23 protein-coding genes and 3 pseudogenes are annotated in these 21,413 nt (G+C 63.3%); 16 read left to right on the top strand and 10 right to left on the bottom strand.

The genetic code is table 11. The features are described from left to right. Positions 1-87: 87 nt before the first annotated feature. The 4 genes from MUU54_RS04475 to MUU54_RS04465 all read right to left on the bottom strand — a co-directional run bounded on the left by MUU54_RS04475 (position 88) and on the right by MUU54_RS04465 (position 4,044). Positions 88-1,389 (bottom strand): extensin-like domain-containing protein, encoded by a 1,302-nt coding sequence (locus MUU54_RS04475; protein WP_247242839.1) that lies wholly within the window; start codon positions 1,387-1,389, stop codon positions 88-90. A gap of 120 nt (positions 1,390-1,509) precedes the next feature. Then, positions 1,510-1,824, bottom strand: coding sequence for an NAD(P)H-dependent oxidoreductase (locus MUU54_RS24510; RefSeq protein WP_376742046.1), 315 nt, complete (start codon positions 1,822-1,824; stop codon positions 1,510-1,512). Further along, on the bottom strand, positions 1,766-2,074 hold the full coding sequence (locus MUU54_RS24925) for an NAD(P)H-dependent oxidoreductase (RefSeq protein ID WP_354532022.1): 309 nt from the start codon (positions 2,072-2,074) through the stop codon (positions 1,766-1,768). Before MUU54_RS24925 ends, MUU54_RS24510 begins: the two co-directional genes overlap by 59 nt. Before the next feature lie 140 nt (positions 2,075-2,214). Beyond that, entirely contained in the window at positions 2,215-4,044 is a 1,830-nt protein-coding gene (locus MUU54_RS04465) for a methyl-accepting chemotaxis protein (RefSeq protein ID WP_247242838.1), read from the bottom strand. A 316-nt stretch (positions 4,045-4,360) separates the two neighbouring features. Between MUU54_RS04465 and MUU54_RS04460 the strand changes: the two genes are divergently transcribed. From MUU54_RS04460 to MUU54_RS24495, 7 genes and pseudogenes are all read left to right on the top strand, one after another. Further along, complete coding sequence (locus MUU54_RS04460) at positions 4,361-4,582, top strand: hypothetical protein (RefSeq protein WP_247242837.1); 222 nt, start codon at positions 4,361-4,363, stop codon at positions 4,580-4,582. A 12-nt stretch (positions 4,583-4,594) separates the two neighbouring features. Further along, positions 4,595-5,119, top strand: a complete 525-nt coding sequence (locus MUU54_RS04455; RefSeq protein ID WP_247242836.1) for a hypothetical protein — start codon at positions 4,595-4,597, stop codon at positions 5,117-5,119. Positions 5,120-5,648: 529 nt separating this feature from the next. Further along, entirely contained in the window at positions 5,649-6,053 is a 405-nt protein-coding gene (locus MUU54_RS04450; protein WP_247242835.1) for an acyl-CoA thioesterase, read from the top strand. 84 nt (positions 6,054-6,137) lie between these two features. Next, positions 6,138-6,596 (top strand): hypothetical protein, encoded by a 459-nt coding sequence (locus tag MUU54_RS04445; RefSeq protein ID WP_247242834.1) that lies wholly within the window; start codon positions 6,138-6,140, stop codon positions 6,594-6,596. Then, positions 6,593-7,444: pseudogene (locus MUU54_RS04440) on the top strand (diguanylate cyclase). The gene MUU54_RS04445 and the pseudogene MUU54_RS04440 overlap by 4 nt, the downstream one beginning before the upstream one ends. Then, a pseudogene (locus tag MUU54_RS24920) lies at positions 7,441-7,799 on the top strand (EAL domain-containing protein); the annotation flags it as partial. The pseudogenes MUU54_RS04440 and MUU54_RS24920, both read left to right, overlap by 4 nt. A 149-nt stretch (positions 7,800-7,948) precedes the next feature. Further along, the gene (locus MUU54_RS24495) at positions 7,949-8,122 is read left to right on the top strand and encodes an EAL domain-containing protein (RefSeq protein WP_281433211.1); all 174 of its coding nucleotides are present in this window, start codon (positions 7,949-7,951) and stop codon (positions 8,120-8,122) included. Here the strand turns inward: MUU54_RS24495 and MUU54_RS04430 are convergent. Continuing rightward, positions 8,119-9,561, bottom strand: coding sequence for an aminotransferase-like domain-containing protein (locus MUU54_RS04430; protein ID WP_247242833.1), 1,443 nt, complete (start codon positions 9,559-9,561; stop codon positions 8,119-8,121). The genes MUU54_RS24495 and MUU54_RS04430 overlap by 4 nt on opposite strands. A gap of 113 nt (positions 9,562-9,674) precedes the next feature. Here MUU54_RS04430 and MUU54_RS04425 point away from each other — a divergent pair, with 113 nt between their 5' ends. Further along, positions 9,675-10,538, top strand: a complete 864-nt coding sequence (locus MUU54_RS04425) for a DMT family transporter (RefSeq protein ID WP_247242832.1) — start codon at positions 9,675-9,677, stop codon at positions 10,536-10,538. A 13-nt stretch (positions 10,539-10,551) separates the two neighbouring features. Here the strand turns inward: MUU54_RS04425 and MUU54_RS04420 are convergent, their stop codons facing one another. Then, positions 10,552-11,952 (bottom strand): aldehyde dehydrogenase family protein, encoded by a 1,401-nt coding sequence (locus MUU54_RS04420; RefSeq protein ID WP_247242831.1) that lies wholly within the window; start codon positions 11,950-11,952, stop codon positions 10,552-10,554. A gap of 224 nt (positions 11,953-12,176) precedes the next feature. Here MUU54_RS04420 and MUU54_RS04415 point away from each other — a divergent pair, with 224 nt between their 5' ends. The 4 genes from MUU54_RS04415 to MUU54_RS04400 all read left to right on the top strand — a co-directional run bounded on the left by MUU54_RS04415 (position 12,177) and on the right by MUU54_RS04400 (position 13,970). Beyond that, entirely contained in the window at positions 12,177-12,605 is a 429-nt protein-coding gene (locus MUU54_RS04415) for an EF-hand domain-containing protein (RefSeq protein WP_247242830.1), read from the top strand. 104 nt (positions 12,606-12,709) lie between these two features. Then, positions 12,710-13,087, top strand: a complete 378-nt coding sequence (locus tag MUU54_RS04410; protein ID WP_247242829.1) for a hypothetical protein — start codon at positions 12,710-12,712, stop codon at positions 13,085-13,087. 134 nt (positions 13,088-13,221) lie between these two features. Further along, entirely contained in the window at positions 13,222-13,713 is a 492-nt protein-coding gene (locus MUU54_RS04405; protein ID WP_247242828.1) for a PRC-barrel domain-containing protein, read from the top strand. After that, on the top strand, positions 13,674-13,970 hold the full coding sequence (locus MUU54_RS04400; RefSeq protein WP_247242827.1) for a PRC-barrel domain-containing protein: 297 nt from the start codon (positions 13,674-13,676) through the stop codon (positions 13,968-13,970). Before MUU54_RS04405 ends, MUU54_RS04400 begins: the two co-directional genes overlap by 40 nt. A 16-nt stretch (positions 13,971-13,986) precedes the next feature. Here the strand turns inward: MUU54_RS04400 and MUU54_RS04395 are convergent, their stop codons facing one another. Continuing rightward, complete coding sequence (locus MUU54_RS04395) at positions 13,987-14,595, bottom strand: TetR/AcrR family transcriptional regulator (RefSeq protein ID WP_247242826.1); 609 nt, start codon at positions 14,593-14,595, stop codon at positions 13,987-13,989. A 151-nt stretch (positions 14,596-14,746) separates the two neighbouring features. Between MUU54_RS04395 and MUU54_RS04390 the strand changes: the two genes are divergently transcribed. The 4 genes and pseudogenes from MUU54_RS04390 (at position 14,747) to MUU54_RS04375 (ending at position 16,968) form a co-directional block, all read left to right on the top strand. Further along, complete coding sequence (locus tag MUU54_RS04390) at positions 14,747-15,517, top strand: SDR family NAD(P)-dependent oxidoreductase (RefSeq protein ID WP_247242825.1); 771 nt, start codon at positions 14,747-14,749, stop codon at positions 15,515-15,517. A 91-nt stretch (positions 15,518-15,608) separates the two neighbouring features. Beyond that, positions 15,609-16,240, top strand: a pseudogene (locus MUU54_RS04385) (hypothetical protein). 32 nt (positions 16,241-16,272) lie between these two features. Continuing rightward, positions 16,273-16,548, top strand: a complete 276-nt coding sequence (locus MUU54_RS04380; RefSeq protein WP_247242824.1) for a hypothetical protein — start codon at positions 16,273-16,275, stop codon at positions 16,546-16,548. A 114-nt stretch (positions 16,549-16,662) separates the two neighbouring features. Next, positions 16,663-16,968 carry a hypothetical protein gene (locus MUU54_RS04375; protein ID WP_247242823.1) on the top strand — a complete coding sequence of 102 codons (306 nt, stop codon included), beginning with the start codon at positions 16,663-16,665 and terminating at the stop codon, positions 16,966-16,968. A 63-nt stretch (positions 16,969-17,031) separates the two neighbouring features. Here MUU54_RS04375 and MUU54_RS04370 read toward each other — a convergent pair whose 3' ends face one another. The 3 genes from MUU54_RS04370 to MUU54_RS04360 all read right to left on the bottom strand — a co-directional run bounded on the left by MUU54_RS04370 (position 17,032) and on the right by MUU54_RS04360 (position 21,278). Then, entirely contained in the window at positions 17,032-19,506 is a 2,475-nt protein-coding gene (locus MUU54_RS04370; protein ID WP_247242822.1) for a bifunctional diguanylate cyclase/phosphodiesterase, read from the bottom strand. A gap of 212 nt (positions 19,507-19,718) precedes the next feature. After that, the gene (locus MUU54_RS04365) at positions 19,719-20,483 is read right to left on the bottom strand and encodes an AAA family ATPase (RefSeq protein ID WP_247242821.1); all 765 of its coding nucleotides are present in this window, start codon (positions 20,481-20,483) and stop codon (positions 19,719-19,721) included. Positions 20,484-20,576: 93 nt separating this feature from the next. After that, positions 20,577-21,278 (bottom strand): phosphatase PAP2 family protein, encoded by a 702-nt coding sequence (locus MUU54_RS04360; RefSeq protein WP_247242820.1) that lies wholly within the window; start codon positions 21,276-21,278, stop codon positions 20,577-20,579. Between the last annotated feature and the right edge of the window lie 135 nt (positions 21,279-21,413).

Below are 21,413 nucleotides of genomic sequence, written 5' to 3'. Positions count from 1 at the left end.
GACGGAGGAAGGCTAACCTGCCGTGTCTTGTTGCACCAAACCGGTTGTCAGACAAGTCGAGGCGGGCCGTACCGTTGAGGCGTGGGATCAATCGCAGTACTTGGAGCCGGACTTGCGGGCGCGCAGGTCGAAGTGGAAGTGGTTCCAGTGTTCCTTGTTGCTGCCTGGCCCAAGCACGGTGTGGAAGTACTTGCAGCTGTCGTCGCGCACGGTGTTCAGGAGGCCGCGCTCGCGAAAGGCGAAGAAGCCCTTCTTGCGTACGTCGATCCTCTTGCCGTTCTTCAGCACGAACTTGCCGAGGTCAATGGCGTTGCCGCGGGCGTGCTCCGACATCGGATTGCGCTTCTGGCGGCTGTTGTTCATCCGGCGGCAGGAATAGCCGCCCATGGATTCGATGGTCTTGACGCCGGACAGGTAGCGATAGCGCGAGGACGGCGCGAGCTCGTACTTCACCCACTTCGCCAGCGCCAGCGTCGTCGGGCAATTGAGCTTTGTCGCCGGCTTCAGGTCAATATTGCCCGAGAAGCCGCTCAGCAGGACGGGATAGTCGATGCCGCAGCTCGGCCCGTCGGCGATGCGCTGGATGTCGCGGAATTCTACCCCAAGGCGGCGCAGTTCGGCGCGGCAGCTCACCTCGGATGCCGGCATGACCTCGCGCGGGCGGATCGGCTCGCGCTCCGCCGCCGGATTGTTCGGCGCCAGCATCGCCACCTGCTGCGGCTCTTCCGGCAGGCGCGTCGGGGCCACCACCGGAGATTGGTCGCCCCAGACGAGCGACTGGTTCTGTACACTCCCTTGAAGACCCTCCGCCTGCCGCTTTGGCGGGATCGTGATCATCTGTTCGTTCTGAGCGACCGAGACGCTGGGCGCACCGCCTATCGCCATCGGCGCATCGGTGCCGATGCCGGCGACCACGGGCTGGGCCGTACCGCCTTCGGCGATCATCTGGTCCTGCTCCTGTGCAAGTCCGGTCACGCCCTCGCCCGTGCTCGGCTGCGCAAAGCCGAACTGCGCATCCATGTTGACGCCTTCTTCGGGCACGCGCAGCACGTTCTGCGGCTGCCCCTGAAGCTGCATGGCCTCAGGGCTGTCAATCATCGGCAGGGCCGCACTCTGCACGCTCTGCGGTGCAGCTGGCGTTGGCTGCCCCGGCGCAGCACCTGGATAAGACTGGCTGTAGCCGCCGCTGCCGACCTGCGACACCGGTGAGGGCGACGTCTGATACGGCTGCTGTATCGGCGCAGGCTGCGAGATCGGCGAGATGGCGCTCACCCGCGTGTCACTGTCGATGCCGGCGGGCGGCACCAGCCCTTCGGCGGAGCAGCTCACCAGCATCGTCGTGATCATCAGCGAAGCCAAGGCCCGCCGCGAAAGGGAAGCATACGCCATACCAGTTGCCGCTCTCGGTGCCGAAATGGCACATGGCGCAAGATTAGGGGAACGAGGTAAACGAAGACTTTCGAGAAGATGACGATATCAGGGTAAGTTGGCGGCGACGGGATGTCGTCGTCACCGAGCGCGCTCCCCCAGCTGCTCCATCTTCTTCAGCCAGGCGCCGCCGTTGAACACCGGCGAGCCGACGCTACCGATCAGCGTTGGCCGTACCGGACGGATCCCGACAAACTGGAGAATGCCGATCTTCATCGCCTTGAAGTTGTGGCTGCCGTAGAAGATCCGGTAGGCCCAGGACGGCATCCCCATGGTGATGATGACGTGGGCCCACTTGCCGGTCAGCAGGCCGTTGCGAAATGGCGGTTTGGAACTGTCATAGGCAAAGCCCGGCCGCGCCGTCTGCTCCAGGAAAGCCTTCAGCAGCGCCGGCATTCCGCCCAGCCACAGCGGGTAAACGAAGACGAGATGTTCGGCGTCTTTTCATCAGCGCCTGCGCCCCGGCAATTGCCGGTGGAACCGCACCATGCTCCTGTTCGCGCTGCGAGGTCAGGAACGGAATATCCATCTGACCGAGCTCGATACGTTCCACATGGTGCCCCGCCCGCTCGACACCTTCGGCATAGGCATCGGCAAGCGCATGACACAGGTGGCGCTCTTTGTTGTCCGGATGCCCCTGCACCATCACGATCTTCGCGATTGCCCGTCCCTCGCATCACCAGGAAAAGAATAGCAGCGGCGCCAGCGTCTGTTTTTGCGCAGCATCAAGTAGAAAGAGCCCGCCGGCGTTCGCTGCCGGCGGGCTCTCTTCGATGACATCAGCGCTCAAGCCGCGCGGGCAGCTCCCGAAGCCTGATGGCCGGTAGAGGCGTGACCTTCGGTGCAGAAGGCGGACAGCAGGTGCTGCAGCTGCACGCTCTGCTCGGCGAGCGTCTGGCTTGCTGCCGTCGTCTCTTCCACCATGGCGGCGTTCTGTTGCGTCATCTGGTCCATCTGGTTGACGGAGGCATTGATCTCCTGCAGCGCCGTCGCCTGCTCGCGCGACGCCGTGGCGATCGTTTCCACATGCGCGTTCACCCGCTCGACCAGCTGTGCGATTTCGACCAGCGCATCACCGGTGGAGCGTACCAGCGAAACGCCGCCCTCGACTTCGCGTGCCGAATTGCTGATCAGCGTCTTGATCTCCTTGGCCGCATTGGCGGAGCGCTGCGCTAGTTCCCGCACTTCCTGCGCAACGACGGCAAAGCCACGGCCCGCCTCGCCCGCCCGCGCCGCCTCGACGCCAGCGTTCAATGCCAGGAGATTGGTCTGGAATGCGATTTCGTCGATCACCGAGATGATCTGGTTGATGCGGCTGGAGGAGTCTTCGATCCGGCCCATCGCGTCGACGGCGCTGCGGACGATCTCGCCCGAGCGGCCGGCGCTCTGCTTCGTTTCGGCCACCATGCTGCGCGCCTCGTCCGCCCGCTCTGACGCCGTCTTCACGGTTGCCGTGATCTCGTCCAGAGCCGCCGCTGTTTCCTCAAGCGATGCTGCCTGCTGCTCGGTGCGGCGCGACAGGTTGGCGGTGGCGCCGCTGATGTCGGAAGCGCTATCGCGCACAACATGGCTCGTCTCGGTGATCGAGACGATCGTCTGGCGAAGCGAGTTGACCGCATTGTTGAAATCGTCCCGCAGGCTGGCATAATCGTTGCCGAGATCGGCGACGTTCGCCGACAGATCGCCGTGGGCCAGCGCCGAAAGCGCACGCCCGAGTTCGGCCATGGCACGCGCCTGGCGATCGGAAGCCGCCGCCAGGGCGCGCTCATTCGTCGAACGCTCTTCCGAAAGCGCCCGCTGCTGCTCGCTCTCGCGCGCCTGCAGCGTCAGCCGCTCCTCAACCGCATCGCGCAGCACAACGAGCGCCCGGGCCATGTCGCCCATCTCGTTTTTCTGCTCCGTATGCGGGACGGTGACGTTCGACTCGCCCTCGGCGATGTTCTGCAGCACGCCCTTCACGTTGCCGAGCGGCTTGGTGACGCTGCGGATGACGAAGAATGCACCGCCGAGCAGCACCATGGCACCGGCAGCAAACATTGCCGCATAAGTCGCCATGCTCTGCCGGAACATCGCATGCAGGTCGTCGGCATAGACGCCGGTACCGACGATCCAGCCCCAGGGCTCGAAGCCGATCACGTGCGAATATTTCTCGACCGGCTGTTCCGCACCGGGCTTCGGCCAGTAATAGTCCACGAAGCCCTCTCCCTTGGCCTTCACGGTATTGACGAACTCGACGAAGAGGAACTTGCCGTTCGGGTCCTTGTTCTGCGACAGATCCGTGCCGTTCAGCTCCGGCTTGATCGGATGCATCACCATGAACGGACGCATGTCGTTGATCCAGAAGTAGCCGCTGCCGCCGGCATAGCGCATCGCGCCGATTGCCCTCATTGCCGCAGCCTGCGCCTCCTCGCGGGTCATCGTGCCGGCAACTTCCATGTCGTGATACTGCTTCAGCGTGCTGACGGCGATATCATCCATGAAGTCTAGCCCCGCCTTCCGCTCCTGCTCGGAGGATGCATAGGTCTGAAACAGGCTGAAGGTCATCGCGCTCGCCAGGATGACAAGCGCAAAGACGATCAGAAGATACATTCGTGCCGAGATAGTAAGACGCTGCATTGATTCCCCCCAATATGCAACATATGTCACCAAATCTAGCCCAAGGAAGTTACTAGGTGGTGAAACGCTGAAGAACGCCTCCATTCGCACATCAGGTGCGAACAAATCATCGTTGTGTCTCATCGAAGGCCATGATGATGCAGCAAAGCTCCAGGCAAGCTCTCCCGCCTAACCCGTTCTATCGAAGCCGGTTGACGGCTTACGGCGAAGCGCCCGAGTGGGCGCGAATGGTTGCTCGATTGAGGATTGGCAGGGACAAAGAACATTTTTCGGGTATCAGCTTGAAGCGCCAAACGAACCGGCGCAACTGGAAGAGATGCTGGCGCTTTTCGAGTTGCTCAAGCCCAAGGCGTCCCCCACACCCCTGCACCGGATCGGCGGCAACCGCGACGGTCCCTACCTGCTGCCGGACGACCTGGACGGCATCACCGCCTGCTTCTCGCCGGGCGTAGACAACGTCAAGTATTTCGCAGACACGATGGTCAAGCGCTACAGCATCGACTGCCATATGTGCGACTATTCCAGCGAGGTCGGATAGATGAAGACGCCTTTGATCGAGGGCCGCCAGACCTTTGCCAAGAAATGGCTTTCACCGGAGCCGGGCGAGAACAACATCGACCTGGCGCAGTGGATCGCGCGGAGAAGGCACCTGAGGCGACCTCCTCCTGCAGATCAACATCGAAGGCGCAGAATACCGCAACCTGCTTTCGGCATCCGACGAGACCCTCTCCCGCTTTCGCATCATCGTGATCGAGGTCCACGCGCTCTGGGCGATCCAGGGCGCCACCATCCTCCGCAGCGTGCTGGCGCCCTTCTCGGCAAGCTGTCGGAATTGTTCGTGCCCGTGCACGCCCATCCGAACAATTGCTGCGGCGAGTTCGTCATCCCCGGCACGGAAATCCGCATTCCGAACGTCCTTAAGCTCACCTACCTGCGCCGCGACCGCGCGAGCAAGGTGAAATACCCGCCCCTGCTGCCCCACCCCAATGACGTGGGCCGCAACGTGTCTGCCGAGCCGCCGATGTTCTTCGGCGAGGCCTGGCTGGATGGCCCCGGCCGCTCGAATCAAAGATGAAGATGCTCGAGGATACGCTCCAGATGGTCGGAGAGTTTCCAAACGAACCGGCAATCCTCAATCTCGCCAGGATTTCATGGCGAGGAACATCGCGGGAGACGAACCCCCGCCAGAGCTTCGGGAAGTCGCCGCCGGCAAGGCCTATCTTCTGAACTCTACCTATCCCGGCCTCAGCGCAACGGGCCGGATCGCACCCGGCAACCCCTTCTTCTTCCACACCGGCTTCAACTTCGATCAGTATATCAAGGTCGATCTTGGCGAGATTCGCGAGGTCGGGAAAATCGGCATCGGCAATCGATGGCTACCAGGACCGCGCAGCGCTGCTCTACTGCATGCTGCCACCAGGAGACGATCACACCTCCGGAGATGTCTTCGAGCTTGCGACTGGTCCCGAATTTGCGACCGGCCTGGTCCTGCAATCCGAGGTTAAGATGCCGTTGACGAAGGCACGCTACGTTACCATCATCTCGCCCCTGCCGAACGCATTGCATCTGTCCGACCTCAAGTCTTCGCCCGCTAGAGAGGCATCATGTCCGATATCGCCCGCCCGACCGGAGAACTGACGCTGCGCACGCTTGCCATGCCGACTGACGCCAATCCGGCGGGAGACATCTTCGGCGGGTGGGTCATGTCGCAGATGGACTTGGCGAGCGGCATACGGGCGGCGGAGCGTGCGCGGGGCCGCGTCGTCACGGCCGCGGTCAAGGAGATGGCCTTCCAGCTGCCGGTCAAGATCGGCGACACATTAAACGTCTATACTGAGATCGTCCGGGTCGGCCGCACATCGATCACCCTGCAGGTGGAGGCCTGGGCACACCGCGCGCGCCACCGCATGCTCGAAAAGGTCACCGCCGGCACCTTCATCATGGTCGCCCTGGACGAAAGCGGCCAGCCGACGCCGGTTCCGCCGAAGGAGGACTCGTTCCCCTCTTAAAGTTTGCTGAATGCCGTTAAGCGAAAGTTTGACGCTTGCCGCATAACCGCCGCAGGCGCTCTGGTGCGCAGGGGGCGGGAGAGCATGGCGCACATCCGCTTCAAAGACGCTGATGCCGTTGCGGCGGAAGTCCCGATCGCCCAGGCGCATTCGCTGCTGTCCTCCCTGAACATCTCGCTATGGGCAAACAGCTTCATTGCGCTGACGACCGCGGTAATCCTCTGGCTGAACAAGCCGGCGCACGACGTCCTGTACTGGCTTTCGGCTATCGTTGCCCTCGACACGGTCCGTGTCTTCCTGGCGCGCGGGTTGCGCCGGACGGATCTGGCATGCACGAACGGACGGCTGACGCTGCGGATCCTCACGGCAGCTGCCTTCGCCAGCGCTTGTCTCTGGGCAGTGACACCCATTCTGGAACCGGTGCGCGAAAGCTACGCCGCGCAGGCCTACATGATCTTCATCATCGCCGGAATCTGCGCGAGCTCGGTCATACAGAGCCGGCGCATTCGCCCGTCTCGGTTGCCTTTGGCGCCCCGCACATGATCGCAGCCATTGCCTCCCTTCTTTGGGAGGCCTCGTCTATCGAACTCGTCGTTGCGGTCGATGTCGGCCTGCTGATGGTGATGATGCTCCGCAGCACCCGCATCAGCCAGGCAAACTTCATCGCGAGCCAGAGCGATCGCATCCGCGCCATGTCCCTTGCACACTCGCTGACGGATGCCAATTCTGCCATTCAGGTGTCTCACGCGGAGCTTCAGTGCATCGCCAACAGCGATCCGCTGACCGGTCTTTGCAATCGCAGTTCCTTCAACGCTGGCCTCTCGCAGACGCTTGAGCAGTGCTCCGCGAGAAGCGAATCGGCCGCACTCATCATCATCGACCTCGACCGCTTCAAGTCGATCAACGACACCATGGGACACACGCTGGCGATAAGGTCCTGACGGCCTTTGCCGCCCGCCTCTCAAAAGTGGTCGGTCCGCAGGATCGCGGTCCGGCTCGGTGGTGACGAGTTTGCCGTAGTCGTGAAGGGCGCAGAAGCAATGAACAGCGCCGCGATGGTCGCCGCCGATGTCCTCACCCTCAGCGCCGAGCCGGTCATCGTCGACGGCCGGCCGGTCGTGACCGGGGCCAGCATCGGACTTGCACTCTATCCCGAACATGCCGCCACTCCGGCTGATCTCTTCGCCTGCGCCGACATTGCGCTCTATGCCGCCAAGGAAGAAGGGCGGAGCCGCATCGGCGTCTTCAATCCAAAGATCCGACGCCGCCTCGACCGCCAGAAGCATGTCGAGCTGGCGTTTGAAGAGGCGATCGAGACCGGGAGGATCGAGGTCCATTCCAGCCGCAGGTCGATCTGGCCGACGGCTCCTTCGTCGGCTGCGAGGCTTTGATCCGCTGGACCCATCCGGAGCTCGGCCCGATCCACCCGCCCGAGATCATGGAGGCGTCGAAATCGACTCATGCTTCGCACAAGCTCACCCGATACGGCACGACTTCCGCGGTCGACCTCATCCGCCAGCTGCCGGCACTCGGCCTCCCCGACCTGTCTGTTGCCGTCAACGTCTCCCCAGCGAATTCTCCAGCTATTCGGTTGCAGCCCTGCTGGAAGAGATCGTGGCCGCATCCGGCATCGATCCGGCTCGTCTGGGAGTGGAGATCACTGAGGAAGCGACCCTCGACACGAGCGTCGCAGGCGCCGAACTGGCGCGGCTGGAGAAAGCGGGCTTCCGGCTTGCCGTCGATGATTTCGGCGCCGGCTACTCCTCGCTCGCCAGTCTGGTCGGCCTCAGCGTAGATAAACTGAAAGATCGACCGCAGCTTCGTCCATGGCATCGCCGCAAGCCGCGAGAACCAGGCGCTGGTCGCCGCCCTCATCGGCATGGGCCGCGCTGGACATGGACATCGTCGTGGAAGGCGTCGAATCCGCCGACGATGCCGAGGCGCTGCGCATGCTCGGCTGCCGCTACGCGCAAGGCAATCTCTACGGCCGCCCGATGCCACGCCAGGCGCTGGAGCAATGGGTCACCTTCTACCGGCCCGGGCCGCAATCCGCGACCCTGATGGCCTAGGCCGACACCCCCGCCTCCCCATGCCTGGGCGTGCCAGAACGCCGCGCCTGCGCCATCGCACCTCTCAGCACTCCGAAGACCTTCGGTTCACGGCACTGCGCCACGTTGAAGCGCATGAATGACCTGGCGCTCTGCGACGCGCTGAACACATTGCCGGGCGCCAGCACCACATCCTGCTCCAGCGCCAGTCGCGCAACTTCCGCCGCATCCAGCCCCTCCGGCAGCGCGCACCAGAGGAAGATCCCGCCTCCCGGCTCGATCCATGGGCGGATGCCGAGCGCTTTCAGCTTCGCACCAACCTCGCCTCGTGCTCTGCTCAGCCGCTCGCGCAAGCCGTTGAGGTGGCGCCGGTAGCTGCCGTCGCGCAGAAGCGCGTAGATCAGCGCCGCCGAGATCGGATTGCCGCCGAAGCTGCTGGCGATCTTCAGGTCTGTTAGTCGCTCGATCCAGTCACTCCGTGCCGCTATATAACCGCAACGGGCTGCCGCAGTGAGGGTCTTGGAGAAGCTGCCGATCTGGATCACCCGGTCGAGCCCGTCGAGCGCCGCAAGCCGCGTAGATGGCTCGGGGCAGAAGTCGCAGAAGATATCGTCTTCCACGATCGTCAAGCGGGCCTCCTCGGACAGCGCAAGCACGCGGTGCGCAGTTGCAAGCGACAGCGTCGCACCCGTCGGATTATGCAGCCCGCAATTGGTGATGTAGAGCCGCGGCGCGTGCTCCGTGAGTGCGGCGGAGAAGGCCGCGAGATCCGGACCAGTCGGCATCCGCGGGATCCCGATGACCTTGACCCGATGGGCACGAAGCAACGCCAGGAAGTTGAAGTAGCATGGATCGTCGACGAGGACCGTGTCCCCCGGCTCCAGCAGCAGCCGGCAGAGCATGTCAATCGCCTGCGTGCCGCTTTCCGTCAGGAGAACCTGTTCGGGCAGCGCCATCACCCCTTCCTCTACGAGCCTCGCGGAAAGCAATTGGCGCAAAGGAAGGTGTCCGAGCGGCGTGCCGTAGTCGGTTAGCACGGCAGCCTCCGTCCGGGAAAGCTGGCGCAGAGCGCGGCGCATTTCCTCCGCCGGCATCCAGTCCGCCGGGAGCCAGCCGCACCCCGGCTTGAGAACCTCTGTCCCTCCTTCAAGCGACTGTCGCGACACCCAGAGCGGGTCGACCGCCCGCTCCAGGCGCGGTCCGACCGCCGCCAGCGATAATGGCTGTGGTGCGCGCGTGACATAGAATCCGGAACCCGGCCGAGACCGGATCACGCCCTCTGCCACCAGCCGCTCATAGGCTTCCGCAACGGTGGAGGTCGAGACATCCAAGGTCCGGGCAAACGCGCGGATGGAAGGCAGTTTAGCATCCGCAGGCAGCGCCCTCGCCGCAATCCGCTGTCGGATGGCGTCAACCACCCGCCCGATCTGGCCACCGCCGCCGGCCGAAGTCACGTCCATCCGTACTGCCTCCCGCATCACTACAGTTTGGCGAAACTGTAATGCATCGTCGCTTCAAGCACCACGTGCTTTCGCTTACGTTAGAATCGCAACGATGAGGACAGGTGACAGGCATGGACAAGACGACGAGCGGCTGGATCAATGGCTTTGCGGGGGTGGCGATCTTCGCGGGATCCCTACCAGCGACACGAGCGGCAGTTGCCGACTTCCACCCCCTGTTTTTAACGGGTATTCGCGCTTCCATCGCCGGCCTCCTGGCGATCCTGCTGCTCGCGGCCTTTCGGGAGAAGCGCCCCCTCCGGAGCGACCTTGCGCCGCTTGCCGTTGTGGCGCTCGGCGTCGTGGTCGGCTTCCCTCTCCTGACAGCGCTGGCGCTCGAGCACGTCACCGCCGCGCACTCCATCGTCTTCATCGGCCTCTTGCCGCTGTCGACCGCAATCTTCGGCGTCCTGCGCGGCGGCGAGCGGCCGAAGCCCACCTTCTGGCTGTTCTCCTGTCTCGGCAGCGCGCTTGTCGCGAGCTTTGCGCTCAAGGATGGACTGAGCGCATCACCACTCGGCGACATGCTGATGCTTGCCGCCATCACAGTCTGCGGCCTCGGCTATGCCGAAGGCGCGCGGCTGTCGCGTCGGCTCGGCGGCTGGCAGGTCATCTGCTGGGCGCTGGTGCTGTCGCTGCCGCTCATGGCACTGCTTGCCCTGGCAAGGCTGCCGTCCAGCTTGGAGACAGCACGCCCGGCCGCCTGGTTCGGCCTTGCCTATGTCTCCGTCTTCAGCATGCTTGTTGGCTTCGTCTTCTGGTATCGTGGGCTTGCCTTGGGCGGCATCGCCGGGGTCGGCCAGTTGCAGCTGCTGCAGCCGTTCCTGGGGCTTGCGCTTGCCGCCACACTGCTCGGCGAAACCGTAAGCCCCGCAATGATCGCCGTGACACTTGCCGTCATCCTTTGCGTTGCGGGAGCCAAGCGCTTCGCGCGATAGGCAGGCAGATCCGTCAGCCGAGGAACCGCCGCCCGATCCGGATCAGCCGCTCCACCCGCGTCGTGTAGGGCGGAAAGAGCATCGGCACCATGGAGCGGCGATCCGTCAGGATCGGCTTCTCGTGGCTGAAGGCCTGGAATCCGAAGTATCCGTGCCCGGCACCGATGCCGGAATTGTTGACGCCGCCGAACGGCAGCCTCGGGTGGGTATATTGCATGGTGGTGAGGTTGACGCCGACACCGCCCGAGGATGTGCGGGAGATCACCTCTTCGGCGAAAGCCGGATCCTTTTCGAAGATGTAGAGCGCCAAGGGTTTCGGCCGGCTGTTGATGCGCTCGATTACTGAACCCAGGTCGTCATAGGCCATCAGCGGCAGCACGGGTCCGAAGATCTCCTCCTCGTCTATCTCCATCTGCGGCGTGATCGCCTCCACCAGCGTCGGTGCCAGATAGGTCCCCTCGCCCCCGCCGCCAAAAGTGATGCGCGCACCTTTTCCGACCGCATCGTCAAGAAGCCGGCGCAGGCGTGTCGCATGCTGCTCGTTGACGATTCGGGCATAGTCCCCGCTCGCACGGGCGTCCTCGCCATAGGAGCGGCCGATCGCCGCCCGCACCGCCGCGGCAAACTCCGCCTCGACGCTGCGGTGGACGAAGACGTGGTCTGGTGCGATGCAGGTCTGGCCGGCATTGACGAACTTGCCGAAGGCAATCCACCGCGCCGCCTTCTCTAGGTCGGCACCAGGGCCGACAATGGTGGGCGACTTACCGCCGAGTTCCAGCGTCACGGAGGACAGGTGCTTTGCCGCAGCCGCCATCACGATCTTGCCGACCTGAGGGCTACCGGTGAAGAAGATATGGTCAAAGGGCTCTTCCAGCAGCCGCTGCGCCACTTCCTTGTCCCCCTGCACCACCGCCACCAGCTCCGGCGGAAAGGTCTCCGTGATGATCTCGGCAATTACCTTTGCCGTCGCCGGCGTCATCTCCGAGGGTTTCACCACCGCACTGTTGCCGGCAGCCAGTGCTGAAACGAGCGGCCCGAGCGCCAGGTTGAACGGATAGTTCCACGGCGCGATGATCAGGCAGACGCCGCGCGGCTCCGGGCGAATGCGTGCGGAGGTCCCGAAGGTCGCCAGCGTCGGCGCCACTCGGCGCTCACGCATCCAGCCCTTCAGGTGGCGCATGGCGTGGCGGATTTCCTGCAGCACCGGCAGGATTTCGGTCAGAATGACCTCCGGCTCCGACTTGCCGAAATCCTTGCGCAACGCAGCGACAATGTCGCGCTCGCGCCGCTCGATCGTCTGCCTCAGATGGGCAAGTGCACCTTTCCGTTCCTCCAGCCCGAACCTCTGCCGCCGCTCGGCCGCTCCTGCCCTCTGCCGGGAAAAGATGCTCTCGATCTCGTCACGTTCCGCCACCCGCCGCTCCCTTCTGCTTCGAGCCGGCACCTTACTCGCGACAGTCAGACATCTTCAACTCCACGGCCCGAGTTCAGGATCAAGATGCTCGCCAACCTGTGATTGCGCCGGGAGGAATAACGGCGCCGGCGCTCGAAACATTTCCATCTGTCACAGGTTTGCCCCCCTGAGCGTCAACGAAAGCGCTCAACTAAGCAAAGAGAAAAACAAGAGAGGAGACAACCATGTTGAACAAGGTTGCGACCAAGCTTGCTGCTTCCACATTTGCTCTGTCGCTGGTAGCGGCGCCGGTCATGGCGGCGAACTACAGCGACTGGAATACAGACGGCAATGACGGGATCAACGAAAGCGAGTTCCGTACCGGTTTCGAACAGAACAACGCCTTTGACACCTGGGATGCCGACGACAGCGGCACGCTGACGCAATCGGAGATCGAAACGGGCGTCGGCGATAACCAGCAGGCCTTCAACGACCGCTACGGCGACGGCTGGTTCGAGGAATGGGATGCCGATTCCGATTCCGCCATCAGCGAGGACGAATACTATAACGGCCTCTACACGAGCTACGACGCCGACAACAACAACATCATCGAAGAGCCTGAGTTCGGCGATGTTGGCGACGACATGGGCGATGGCGGCTGGTTCGACGTCTAACACCCTTGACGCGTAATGGGAGAGGATTGCCGGCGCTGCCGGCATCCTCTGAGACAGACCTAATCCACCACCAGACGATCTTTTGATTATAGAGGAGACATCTCATGAAACTCGTAGTTGCAACACTTGCGTCCACCCTTCTCGCCGCCTCTGCCATGGCGCAGACCAGCAATGACAGCTCGGGCAATGCTTCGGCGTCCGGCACCTCGACCGAAACGACCGCCGGCTCCAGCCAGACGAATCCCGACGCAGCTATGGCGCAGGACAAGGTCCGCCAGCAGCTCACTGATGCCGGCTTCCAGCAGGTCGAGATCCTTGACACCTCCTACCTGGTGCGCGCCCAGACCGCAGACGGCAATACGGTGCTGATGGTCATCGATCCGCCGATCGGCGGCACCGGTACCGGCACGACCAGCGGCACTGGCACGACCAGCGGCAGCGGCACCGATTCCGGTTCCACGAACGGCCAGTCCAACGACTGATCGCGCAGGGCTGCCGACGAAGCGGCAGTCCGCCGGATGATCATCCAATACCTACAAGGAGGCGGCCGGCCCCGTCGGCCGCCTCCGCCGTTTCTCCGCCCGCAATTCCCGTCCAAACCCCGGAGGACAGCGAGATGACCCGATCTGCCCTTGCCCTTCTCTTCGCCGCCGCCACGGCCGCAGGCTCGCCTGCTTTTGCTCAGACGCCGGATGCCGGTACCACCGTCAAGATCCTGCCCGACTGGAGCTACCAGCCGCTCTTCGACCGCGCCTCAAGCGTCGAAAACCTCTTCGACCAGGCGCGCGTGATGGACCGCAGCGGTGACATGATCGGCGACATCGAGAACATCATCTTCTCCGAGAACGGCAAGGCGCTGGCTATCATCGCCCGGATAGACGGCATTCCTGGCCGCGGCGAAACGCATGTCAGCATCCCCTGGGACGAGATCGAGTTCTCGGACGAGCGGGAGGACGTCAACGTTCCGATCGATGCCGACAATATCACCGAATATACCGGCTTCGACCCGAGCGGCATCCTCGAGAAGCGCGACACGGGCTCCGTCGGCACGGTCGAGGTGGAGATGCCATGGATCTTGGCGAAGACGTCTTTCAGGCGCGCGACCTGATCGGCGACCATGCCTATCTCGGTGACAACAACCGCTGGGGCTACATCAACGATCTCGTTGTGCGCGACGGCCGGCTGGTGGCGATCGTCGTCGAGGTGGCCGACGAGCGCGTCTCACGCCACTACGCCCCCCCCTTCGACGAGACTGCCGGCGTCGACCCCGGCGACCGCCGCTACACACCGCCGCTCAACGAGAACGCCATCGAAGAACTCGGCGAGTTCGACTACGACCGCTTCCGCAAGCGCCACCAGCCCTAGAAGCTGCCATCCCCCGTTACCCTGCCGACGTGTCCGGCGACCGCCCCTGTGGCCAACTCGCCAGCGCCTGCTCGGCAACACCCTCAAGGGTCTGGCGGTTGAAGCCGGCTTTGGCTTGCACTGCAATCCCATGCGTGACCGCCATCAGGAATGCGGCCAGCGCATCGGGCTTGGCGGTTTCGGGCAGGTCTCCCTCCGCCTTGGCACGCTCGAAGCGTTCCCGGATTTCGCGCTCCGCGATGGCACGGCCTTGGATCAGCACCTGCCGCACCGGCTCGGCCTCGTCTGAACCGGCAAGCACGCCGTTGATGTAAAGGCAGCCGCGGTGATCGTCGAAGCGCGTGTTGAGGTCGACAGCCCCGTAAAGGATATGGGCCGCCACCTCGCGCGCCGTCGGCAGCGTCAGCGCCTCCGGCATATAGTGCAGGAAGCGCTTGTAATAGCGCTGCAACGCCTTGCGGAAGAGCTCTTCCTTATTGCCGAAAGCGGAATAAAGCGCCGGACGCTCGACGCCCGCCGCCGCCGTCAGGTCCGCATAGGACGCGCCTTCATACCCCTTGCGCCAGAAGACACAGAGAGCCGCGTCCAGGGCCTGTTCGATATCGAATTCCCGACGGCGTCCCATCAGATCCATCCATGCTGTTTCATAACGACCATTATTAAACCGCTTGACGCTCAAGGTCAAATATCATACCGACCGTTATCGTAACGCGCGTTATGTTAATCGGCGCTTCTCCTCCGGCGCCAATCGATCCATTCAAAGAAGAGGCATTCCCATGTCAGACACATCCAAGTTCCTCCAGGGCAAGGTGGCCCTCGTCACCGGTGGCTCGCGCGGCCTCGGCGCAGCCACTGCCGAAACGCTGGCCAATCATGGTGCCGACGTCGCCATCAGCTATGCCGCCTCCGCCGACAAGGCTAACGCCGTGGTGGAAAGGCTAAAGGCGAAAGGCGTCCGCGCCATTGCCGTCAAGAGCGACCAGGCCGACCTCTCCTCCGCTCGCCCGCTCATCGATGAGGTGCTCGCCGAATTCGGCCGCCTCGACATCCTCGTCAACAATGCCGGCATCGCCATCCAGGGCCAGATGGTTGACGACCCGTCGCTCGACTGGGATCACTATAACCGTCAGTGGCAGGTGAACGTGCTCGGCACCATTGCCAACACTCGCGCTGCGGCTCCAAGGCTGTCGGATGGCGGCCGTATCATCTTCGTCGGCTCCGCACTCGGCTCCCATGTCGTCTTCCCTGGCGTCGCCGATTACACCGGCACCAAATGGGCGCTGGCCGGTTATGCGAAGGGAATTGCCCGCGAACTCGGTTCACGCGACATCACCGTCAACGTCATCCAGCCCGGCATCATGCCGACCGACATGGCGGCAGACGTCTCCGGCGAATTGCCCAACCGCGACGCCATCCTCGACATGCACCCGATCCGCCGCATCGCGACGCTGGAGGAGGTCTCCGAAACCATCGCCTTCCTCGCCGGTCCGCATGCCGGCTATATCAACGGCCAGCAGCTCACCATGGCTGGCGGCCTCGGCATCTGATCATAACGGCCTCCCGCCCCGGTGCCGCAAGGCTCCGGGGCAGCCCCTCCTTCATTGACGCCGACCGTCGCGATTGCCACATGCTGGCGCGATGGCAAAGAGCAAGAAGAACACGGCCCCTCCCGCATACACCGAGACCTGGACCCTGCCGGCGGCGGCGACCTTCGGGTCCCTCGTCCGCGCCAAAGGCATCCTCCTGGAAATCCGCGCCCGCCTGCCGGTTTCGGTGCGCAAGTCGCTCGGCTACACGGTCGCCACCCTGACGTTTGCCATGCCCGAAGGCAGCGAGGCGGAATTCCGCCGCACCGCCGCCAGCATAACGAAGGCGCTCGACGGCATAGAGGACCTGCCGGTCATCCCTCGCGAGATCCAGGACATCCTGTCGATCTCGACCACCGAGCGCCATCGATGGCTGGAGGAGGACGCCTCAAAAGCGCCGGCACCCGCACTGTCAAGCTGCGCGGCCGCGCCCGCCAGATCACCTTCCACGTCTTCGATCCCAAGCTGGTCAAGGACCTGCTTGACCACGGCACGGTCGACGAATGGCGCGAGCACGACAAGGAAGCAGCGGCCGAAAACCGGCGGCGCGCTGCCTACAAGGCCAAGCTCACCCGGTCGCTGAAGAAGGGCAAGGAGAAGCCCGACACCGCAGGCGAGACCCAAGCCGATGCCCCGCCGCTCGCCGGATGGTACGATTTCGACCTCGACGGCCTGCTGCGCTGATCCGACCTTCCGGTATGGCAACAGGCGAAAACATGCTAAGCGCCCGCCAAACGACACCAACAGGAGTATCACGGGTGAGCGAACTGACCGTGGCCGAGGCCACCGACCGCATCTACCAATCGCTGGCAGACGACAATGCCGATCTCGACACGCACATCTCGGCGCTGAAGGCAGCACTCGCCCGGGAGGGCCGCCAGGAGGCCGTCTTCGATCCGGCCAAACTTGCCCAGAACAACCGCTCCGGCCGCAAGCTGATGCAGGCCTATTTCCGCCAGCGCGGCGTGACCGTGAAGTTCGAGGGCGCCTGACGGCCAAACGCCGTCAACAAACGCCCTGCGTGAACTCTTGCCCCAGAACACGCGTTGACGCCATGCCTGCGCGAGGCGACACTCCGCCTCGTCGCACATCACGGGAGGACAGAGATGGAAGAACTCAGCCGCTGGCGCCAGATGCGAACCGCACCAAGGGACGGCAGCCGCATCCTCGTCACCATCCGTCCCTCCGAACAGGGCCCCGGCGCCGTTGACCTCGTCTCTTGGTCGAAGGGCGATCAATACGGACCTGAAGCCTGGCGCTCCTCCGATTCCGCCCCCGGCCGCATCATCGCCTACGCGGAGCCGGAGCTGAAATGCTGGATGCCGCTGCCCGCTGCCAACACCGACCAGCTCACTTTGCCAAGCGCATGGGAGGGAGAGGACGAGACGGAGCTGGATGGTTCGGGAATCTAGAGTTCAACCCGCCGGCTATCTGTCGATCTAGATGATCAAGCTGCCTCCAGTAGATCGATCTCTCTACCTGCGCCGCCGATGTTGACGCTGTATGAAGGCCACCAGATCCGGCGCCGGCATTGGCTTGGCAAGCCCGTAGCCCTGCAAGCTGTCGCATCCAAGGCTTCTGAGAACGGCGATATCCTCGTCTGACTCGACGCCCTCGGCCACAACACATATGTCCAAAGATCGTCCAATTTCGACGATGGAACGCAGCAACGCCTGTTGCTCGCTCGAGCGGGTCGCCCCGGCCACTAGTTCCCGATCCACCTTCAACGCCTTCGGACATACCTTGAGCAGACTGACGATCGAGGCGTGGCCGGTGCCGAAGTCATCGATTTCTAGCGAGATTCCAAGCTGGCGCAGTTGCGCAAGGCGCATGAGAACCTGCTCGTCGCAACTGTCGAGGAAGATCGATTCCAGCAGCTCGAAAGCCAGTACGCCGGGCTCGATGTCGAGCGCTTCCAGCTTTTCCGTCAGCGCTGGGTCGTAGAGCCGTTCATAGGAGACGTTGACGGAGAATTTTGGAATCCCGAGACCCATCTGCTGCCACAGGCGGAAGTCTGAAAGTGCGGCGTCGAGGATCATGGCGTCGATGTCTGCAACGACGCCCAATTCGTTGGCGACGGGGAGGAAAACGTCCGGGCTATGAAGACGTCCATCGGGCGTCATCAAGCGGGCAAGGGCTTCGACACCGACGACATCAAGGGAAGTCGCATCGAATTGCAGCTGGTAGAACGGCACGAAGGCCCGCTGTTCGAGTCCTGCGAGAACCTCGTCGGCTATCCGCTTTCTGCTGACAAGCTCCTGGTAGGATTGCGGGGTAAAGAACTCGAACCTGTTGCGGCCACTCTTCTTTGCCCGATAGAGCGCAATGTCGGCGTTAAGAAGCAGTTGCGTGACGTCCGTTTCCTCTCCCGTCTGGCAGGCAATTCCGATGCTGGCGCCGGTCCGGCAGACGTGCCCGTCAACGGTGATGGGCTTCGCCAGTCTCGCAATCAGCTCGCGGGCCAGCTCGGACGCCGTCGAAGAGGAACCCTCGGCACGGTGTATGATGACGAACTCATCGCCGCCCACGCGGGCAACGAAATCATTCTCACGGGCAGACGACGCCAGCACATCCGCAACGTGTTTGAGTAGCGCGTCGCCTGTCGCGTGGCCGAGCGTGTCGTTGATGTTCTTGAACCGGTCGAGATCGAGATGCAGGATGGACAGCGTTTGCGCGTCGCGAGAAAAAAGCCCGGCCATGCGCCGCAACGTCAGATCCAGATATCTGCGGTTTGGCAGGTTGGTCAGATAATCATGCAATGCGCTGTGTTCGATCTCCTGCCGCGCCGCTTCCAGCGCCGCAGTCTTGGCTTCGGCCAGACGCGTCGCGTGCTCCAGCTCCCGGCGTAGCATCACATCCTCTGTCACATCCCAGTTGGCGCCTACCAGCTTTGCATGTCCGTCCTGGTCGGTGAAGCGCTTGCTGTGGCTCCGGATGATGCGTTCCTCGCCGTTGCGCAGCACCCGGTACTCGTCGGAAAACGTTTCCGTGCTCGACGCGTGGTCGGCGACCTTCTGGAGGACACGGGGCAGATCCTCCGGGTGAACGAGGCTTTCCCACAGTCCGCCGATCTCGATCGAGCGGTTGTCGTCGAACCCGTAGATCGAGAACATCTTCTCGTCCCATTCGGACTGCCCCGTGGTGAAATCGGCTTCAAACACGCCGATACCGGAGATCTCCAGCGCCATCTCCAGGCGCCTGGCGATACGCGCTGCGGCCTCTTCGGAAGCCTTCCTGACGGTGACATCGGTGTCGGTGCCGACAACGCGCGTGGCCTTGCCTGAAGCGTCCCACTCGACGCCGGCGCCGCGGCACTCGATCCAGACCCAATGCCCGTCCTTGTGCCGCTCGCGGTAGTCGAAAACGGCGAAGGCCGGATCGCCCGCCGCCTGCCGATCCATGGCATGGACAACCTTTTCTCGGTCATCCGGATGCACCTTCTGCAGCCATTCGGCCGTGCTTGCCGGAAGCGGATCACCCGGCTCCAGACCGCGCATCTTGTGCCAGGTGGGGGAATAGTATTTCCGGCCGGTCCCCCAGTTGTGATCCCAGACGCCGAGATCCGAGGAGATCAGGGCATGATCCCAACGGCTTTCCCGATACACAAGCTCCTGCAGCCCGCGCATCCGATTAGGTGAATCGAGACACATCACCAGCGCCGCCCCAGCCGCGCCGCCATCCGGCAACGGCATGACCTTGACCTGCGCCCAACGCGGTTCCTGCCGCGAAACGATGAGGAGTTCGCGCGTTTCGCAAGATACGCCCTGCGCAGCGGCGGCGATATCGGCGATCAGCTGCCGGCGGTCTTCCTTGGACAGCGTGGAGAAGAGGCAGGCATCCAGGCCAGGTTCCGCCCATAGGTCCTTGAACGCCGCGTTGGTTTCCAGCGTCTGTCCGCATGCCGTCACGATTGCGAGGGGCAAGGGTAAGGAGGAAATCTGCTCGCCCATTCTGGCACTTTCCGCGAACGGCGACTGGAGGCGACTGGGAGCAAATGGAGGAGCTTGCACGGCAGCGTTCCGTTGACGAATAGATTAGCATCTTAGGACCATCTAACTAACGTCGACTTAAACCGGTCAAGGGCATTGTCGCTACTCCCTCGCCTGTCGGCGACCTCCGGTCCGGCGAACAAGGCCACTGCCGGCACCCCTTTGTCCCGCTTTCAGACCTCGTCGCGCAACGCGCGGTCGATGAAATCCTCAGGGTCGATGGTGAAATCCTGGTAGAGCTGGAAGTGCCGCGTCTGGCGCAGCGTCGTTTCCGCCAGACCGCCACGGGTGATCTCCAGCAGCCGCGCCCCCGGCACCGCCATGAGGATGGGCGAATGCGTCGCCATGATGATCTGGGCGCTTGCGGATCTCTGGATCTGGTCGAGAAGCCGCAGCAGCTCAAGCTGGCGCTTGGGCGAGAGCGCGCTTTCGGGCTCGTCGAGGAAGTAGATGCCCTGCCGGCTCATGCGCTCCTCGAAGAAGCGCACGAAGCCTTCGCCATGGCTCCAGGACAGAAAGTCCGGCGGTGCTGCATGGGCGTCGCCGGCGGCCTCGTCGAGAAAGCGGGCGACCGAGAAGAAGGATTCGGCGCGAAAGAACCAGCCGGCCGTCACCTTGGGCAGCCAGGAGGCCCGCAGCGCAGCGGCGAGAAGCGCGCCGCTCCGGTCCACCGCGCGGGAATGATCCATCGGCCGATAGCCCTTGCCGCCGCCCGCCTCGTCATAGCCGCACAAGGCCGCCACCGCCTCGATCAGCGTCGACTTCCCCGTCCCGTTCTCCCCCACAATGATCGTCACCGGCGTCGAGAAATCGAGGATGAAATCCGCGTCGAGCCAGGGAAGGTTGAACGGATATTCTTCGCCAAGGCTTGTATCCTCGCGCACCGAAAGGCGCTTCAGATAGGGCGCCGGCAGGGTCGTCGATCTGGTCTTTCGCATCGCAGCATGGCCCCGCTCATCTCTCGAGCCTTCGTGCCACGCGCAATACGGCCGATCAAGGTGACGCCCCCGAAGGCGCTTGAGCGCCGGACGCTATGCCCCTTCCTGCGAGCGCGAGGGCTGTTCGCGCCGCAGAAATAGTCCGTCGATCCACTGCGCGTTGAAAGACATCCACCGCCACAACACCAGCGCGACGACCGTCATGACACTCCAGGCGAATACCACGTCGGAGAAGAAGTGGGCTCCAAACACCACCCTGTTGAAGGAGAATGCGGCGGCAATGATCCCCACCACGATCAGGTAGATCCGCCTGTATGACAGCGGCAGAAGCACGACGAGCGTCAGCAGCGCAAAGGCGCTGGACGCCTCGCCCGAAATGAAGGAGCAATTGCGCACGCACTGGTCGGAAAGATCCCACGGCGGCGTGAAGATCCCCGTGCCACCGAACTGCTCGATGTCGCGCGGACGTGCGCGTCCGACGAGGATCTTCATCACATGCACGATCAGGCCCGGTCCCAACGCAAAGAAGATGACGACGAAGAGCAGTCTGTGCGGGGCCGGCACGCCAAGCCGCAAGTCATGCAGCCGGGGCGCGATCAACAGGATCAGCAGGAGGCTGATGACGATCCAGGGCAGCGGTCGGTTGGCATCGCGCAGGAGCAGCAGCGAGCTGTTCTGGGAGAACAGAAACCCGTCGGCCGGGTCCCAGAACAGGCCGCTCATGAAAAGATCCAGCTCCGGCACCGCGGCGAAGAAGATCGACACGGCACCCAGGGCAAGGAGAGCCAGCTGCAAGGCATCTCGTTTGGCCCCGCCAACCGCAGGTGATTGTGAATTTGCACATTTCCTGACGATGGATAAGTTCATCTGGCGCTCCTCGCTGACGCCCCTTGCTTCGGCAAGGTTTGTCAAGATTGGGCGGAGATCGCG

Origin of the sequence: Pseudorhizobium tarimense (genome assembly GCF_022968135.1) — a bacterium.
Classification (GTDB): domain Bacteria; phylum Pseudomonadota; class Alphaproteobacteria; order Rhizobiales; family Rhizobiaceae; genus Neorhizobium; species Neorhizobium tarimense.
The sequence above is the reverse complement of the archived record's forward strand: the minus strand, read 5'-3'. Positions and strand labels throughout refer to the sequence as shown.

Coding starts and splice junctions, on each gene's coding strand:
- MUU54_RS04475 (WP_247242839.1), bottom strand. CDS start 1,389: ATGGCGTATGCTTCCCTTTCGCGGCGGGCCTTGGCTTCGCTGATGATC.
- MUU54_RS24510 (WP_376742046.1), bottom strand. CDS start 1,824: ATGCCGGCGCTGCTGAAGGCTTTCCTGGAGCAGACGGCGCGGCCGGGC.
- MUU54_RS24925 (WP_354532022.1), bottom strand. CDS start 2,074: ATGGTGCAGGGGCATCCGGACAACAAAGAGCGCCACCTGTGTCATGCG.
- MUU54_RS04465 (WP_247242838.1), bottom strand. CDS start 4,044: ATGCAGCGTCTTACTATCTCGGCACGAATGTATCTTCTGATCGTCTTT.
- MUU54_RS04460 (WP_247242837.1), top strand. CDS start 4,361: ATGCTGGCGCTTTTCGAGTTGCTCAAGCCCAAGGCGTCCCCCACACCC.
- MUU54_RS04450 (WP_247242835.1), top strand. CDS start 5,649: ATGTCCGATATCGCCCGCCCGACCGGAGAACTGACGCTGCGCACGCTT.
- MUU54_RS04445 (WP_247242834.1), top strand. CDS start 6,138: ATGGCGCACATCCGCTTCAAAGACGCTGATGCCGTTGCGGCGGAAGTC.
- MUU54_RS24495 (WP_281433211.1), top strand. CDS start 7,949: ATGGACATCGTCGTGGAAGGCGTCGAATCCGCCGACGATGCCGAGGCG.
- MUU54_RS04430 (WP_247242833.1), bottom strand. CDS start 9,561: ATGGACGTGACTTCGGCCGGCGGCGGTGGCCAGATCGGGCGGGTGGTT.
- MUU54_RS04425 (WP_247242832.1), top strand. CDS start 9,675: ATGGACAAGACGACGAGCGGCTGGATCAATGGCTTTGCGGGGGTGGCG.
- MUU54_RS04415 (WP_247242830.1), top strand. CDS start 12,177: ATGTTGAACAAGGTTGCGACCAAGCTTGCTGCTTCCACATTTGCTCTG.
- MUU54_RS04410 (WP_247242829.1), top strand. CDS start 12,710: ATGAAACTCGTAGTTGCAACACTTGCGTCCACCCTTCTCGCCGCCTCT.
- MUU54_RS04405 (WP_247242828.1), top strand. CDS start 13,222: ATGACCCGATCTGCCCTTGCCCTTCTCTTCGCCGCCGCCACGGCCGCA.
- MUU54_RS04400 (WP_247242827.1), top strand. CDS start 13,674: ATGGATCTTGGCGAAGACGTCTTTCAGGCGCGCGACCTGATCGGCGAC.
- MUU54_RS04395 (WP_247242826.1), bottom strand. CDS start 14,595: ATGGGACGCCGTCGGGAATTCGATATCGAACAGGCCCTGGACGCGGCT.
- MUU54_RS04390 (WP_247242825.1), top strand. CDS start 14,747: ATGTCAGACACATCCAAGTTCCTCCAGGGCAAGGTGGCCCTCGTCACC.
- MUU54_RS04380 (WP_247242824.1), top strand. CDS start 16,273: ATGCTAAGCGCCCGCCAAACGACACCAACAGGAGTATCACGGGTGAGC.
- MUU54_RS04375 (WP_247242823.1), top strand. CDS start 16,663: ATGGAAGAACTCAGCCGCTGGCGCCAGATGCGAACCGCACCAAGGGAC.
- MUU54_RS04370 (WP_247242822.1), bottom strand. CDS start 19,506: ATGGGCGAGCAGATTTCCTCCTTACCCTTGCCCCTCGCAATCGTGACG.
- MUU54_RS04365 (WP_247242821.1), bottom strand. CDS start 20,483: ATGCGAAAGACCAGATCGACGACCCTGCCGGCGCCCTATCTGAAGCGC.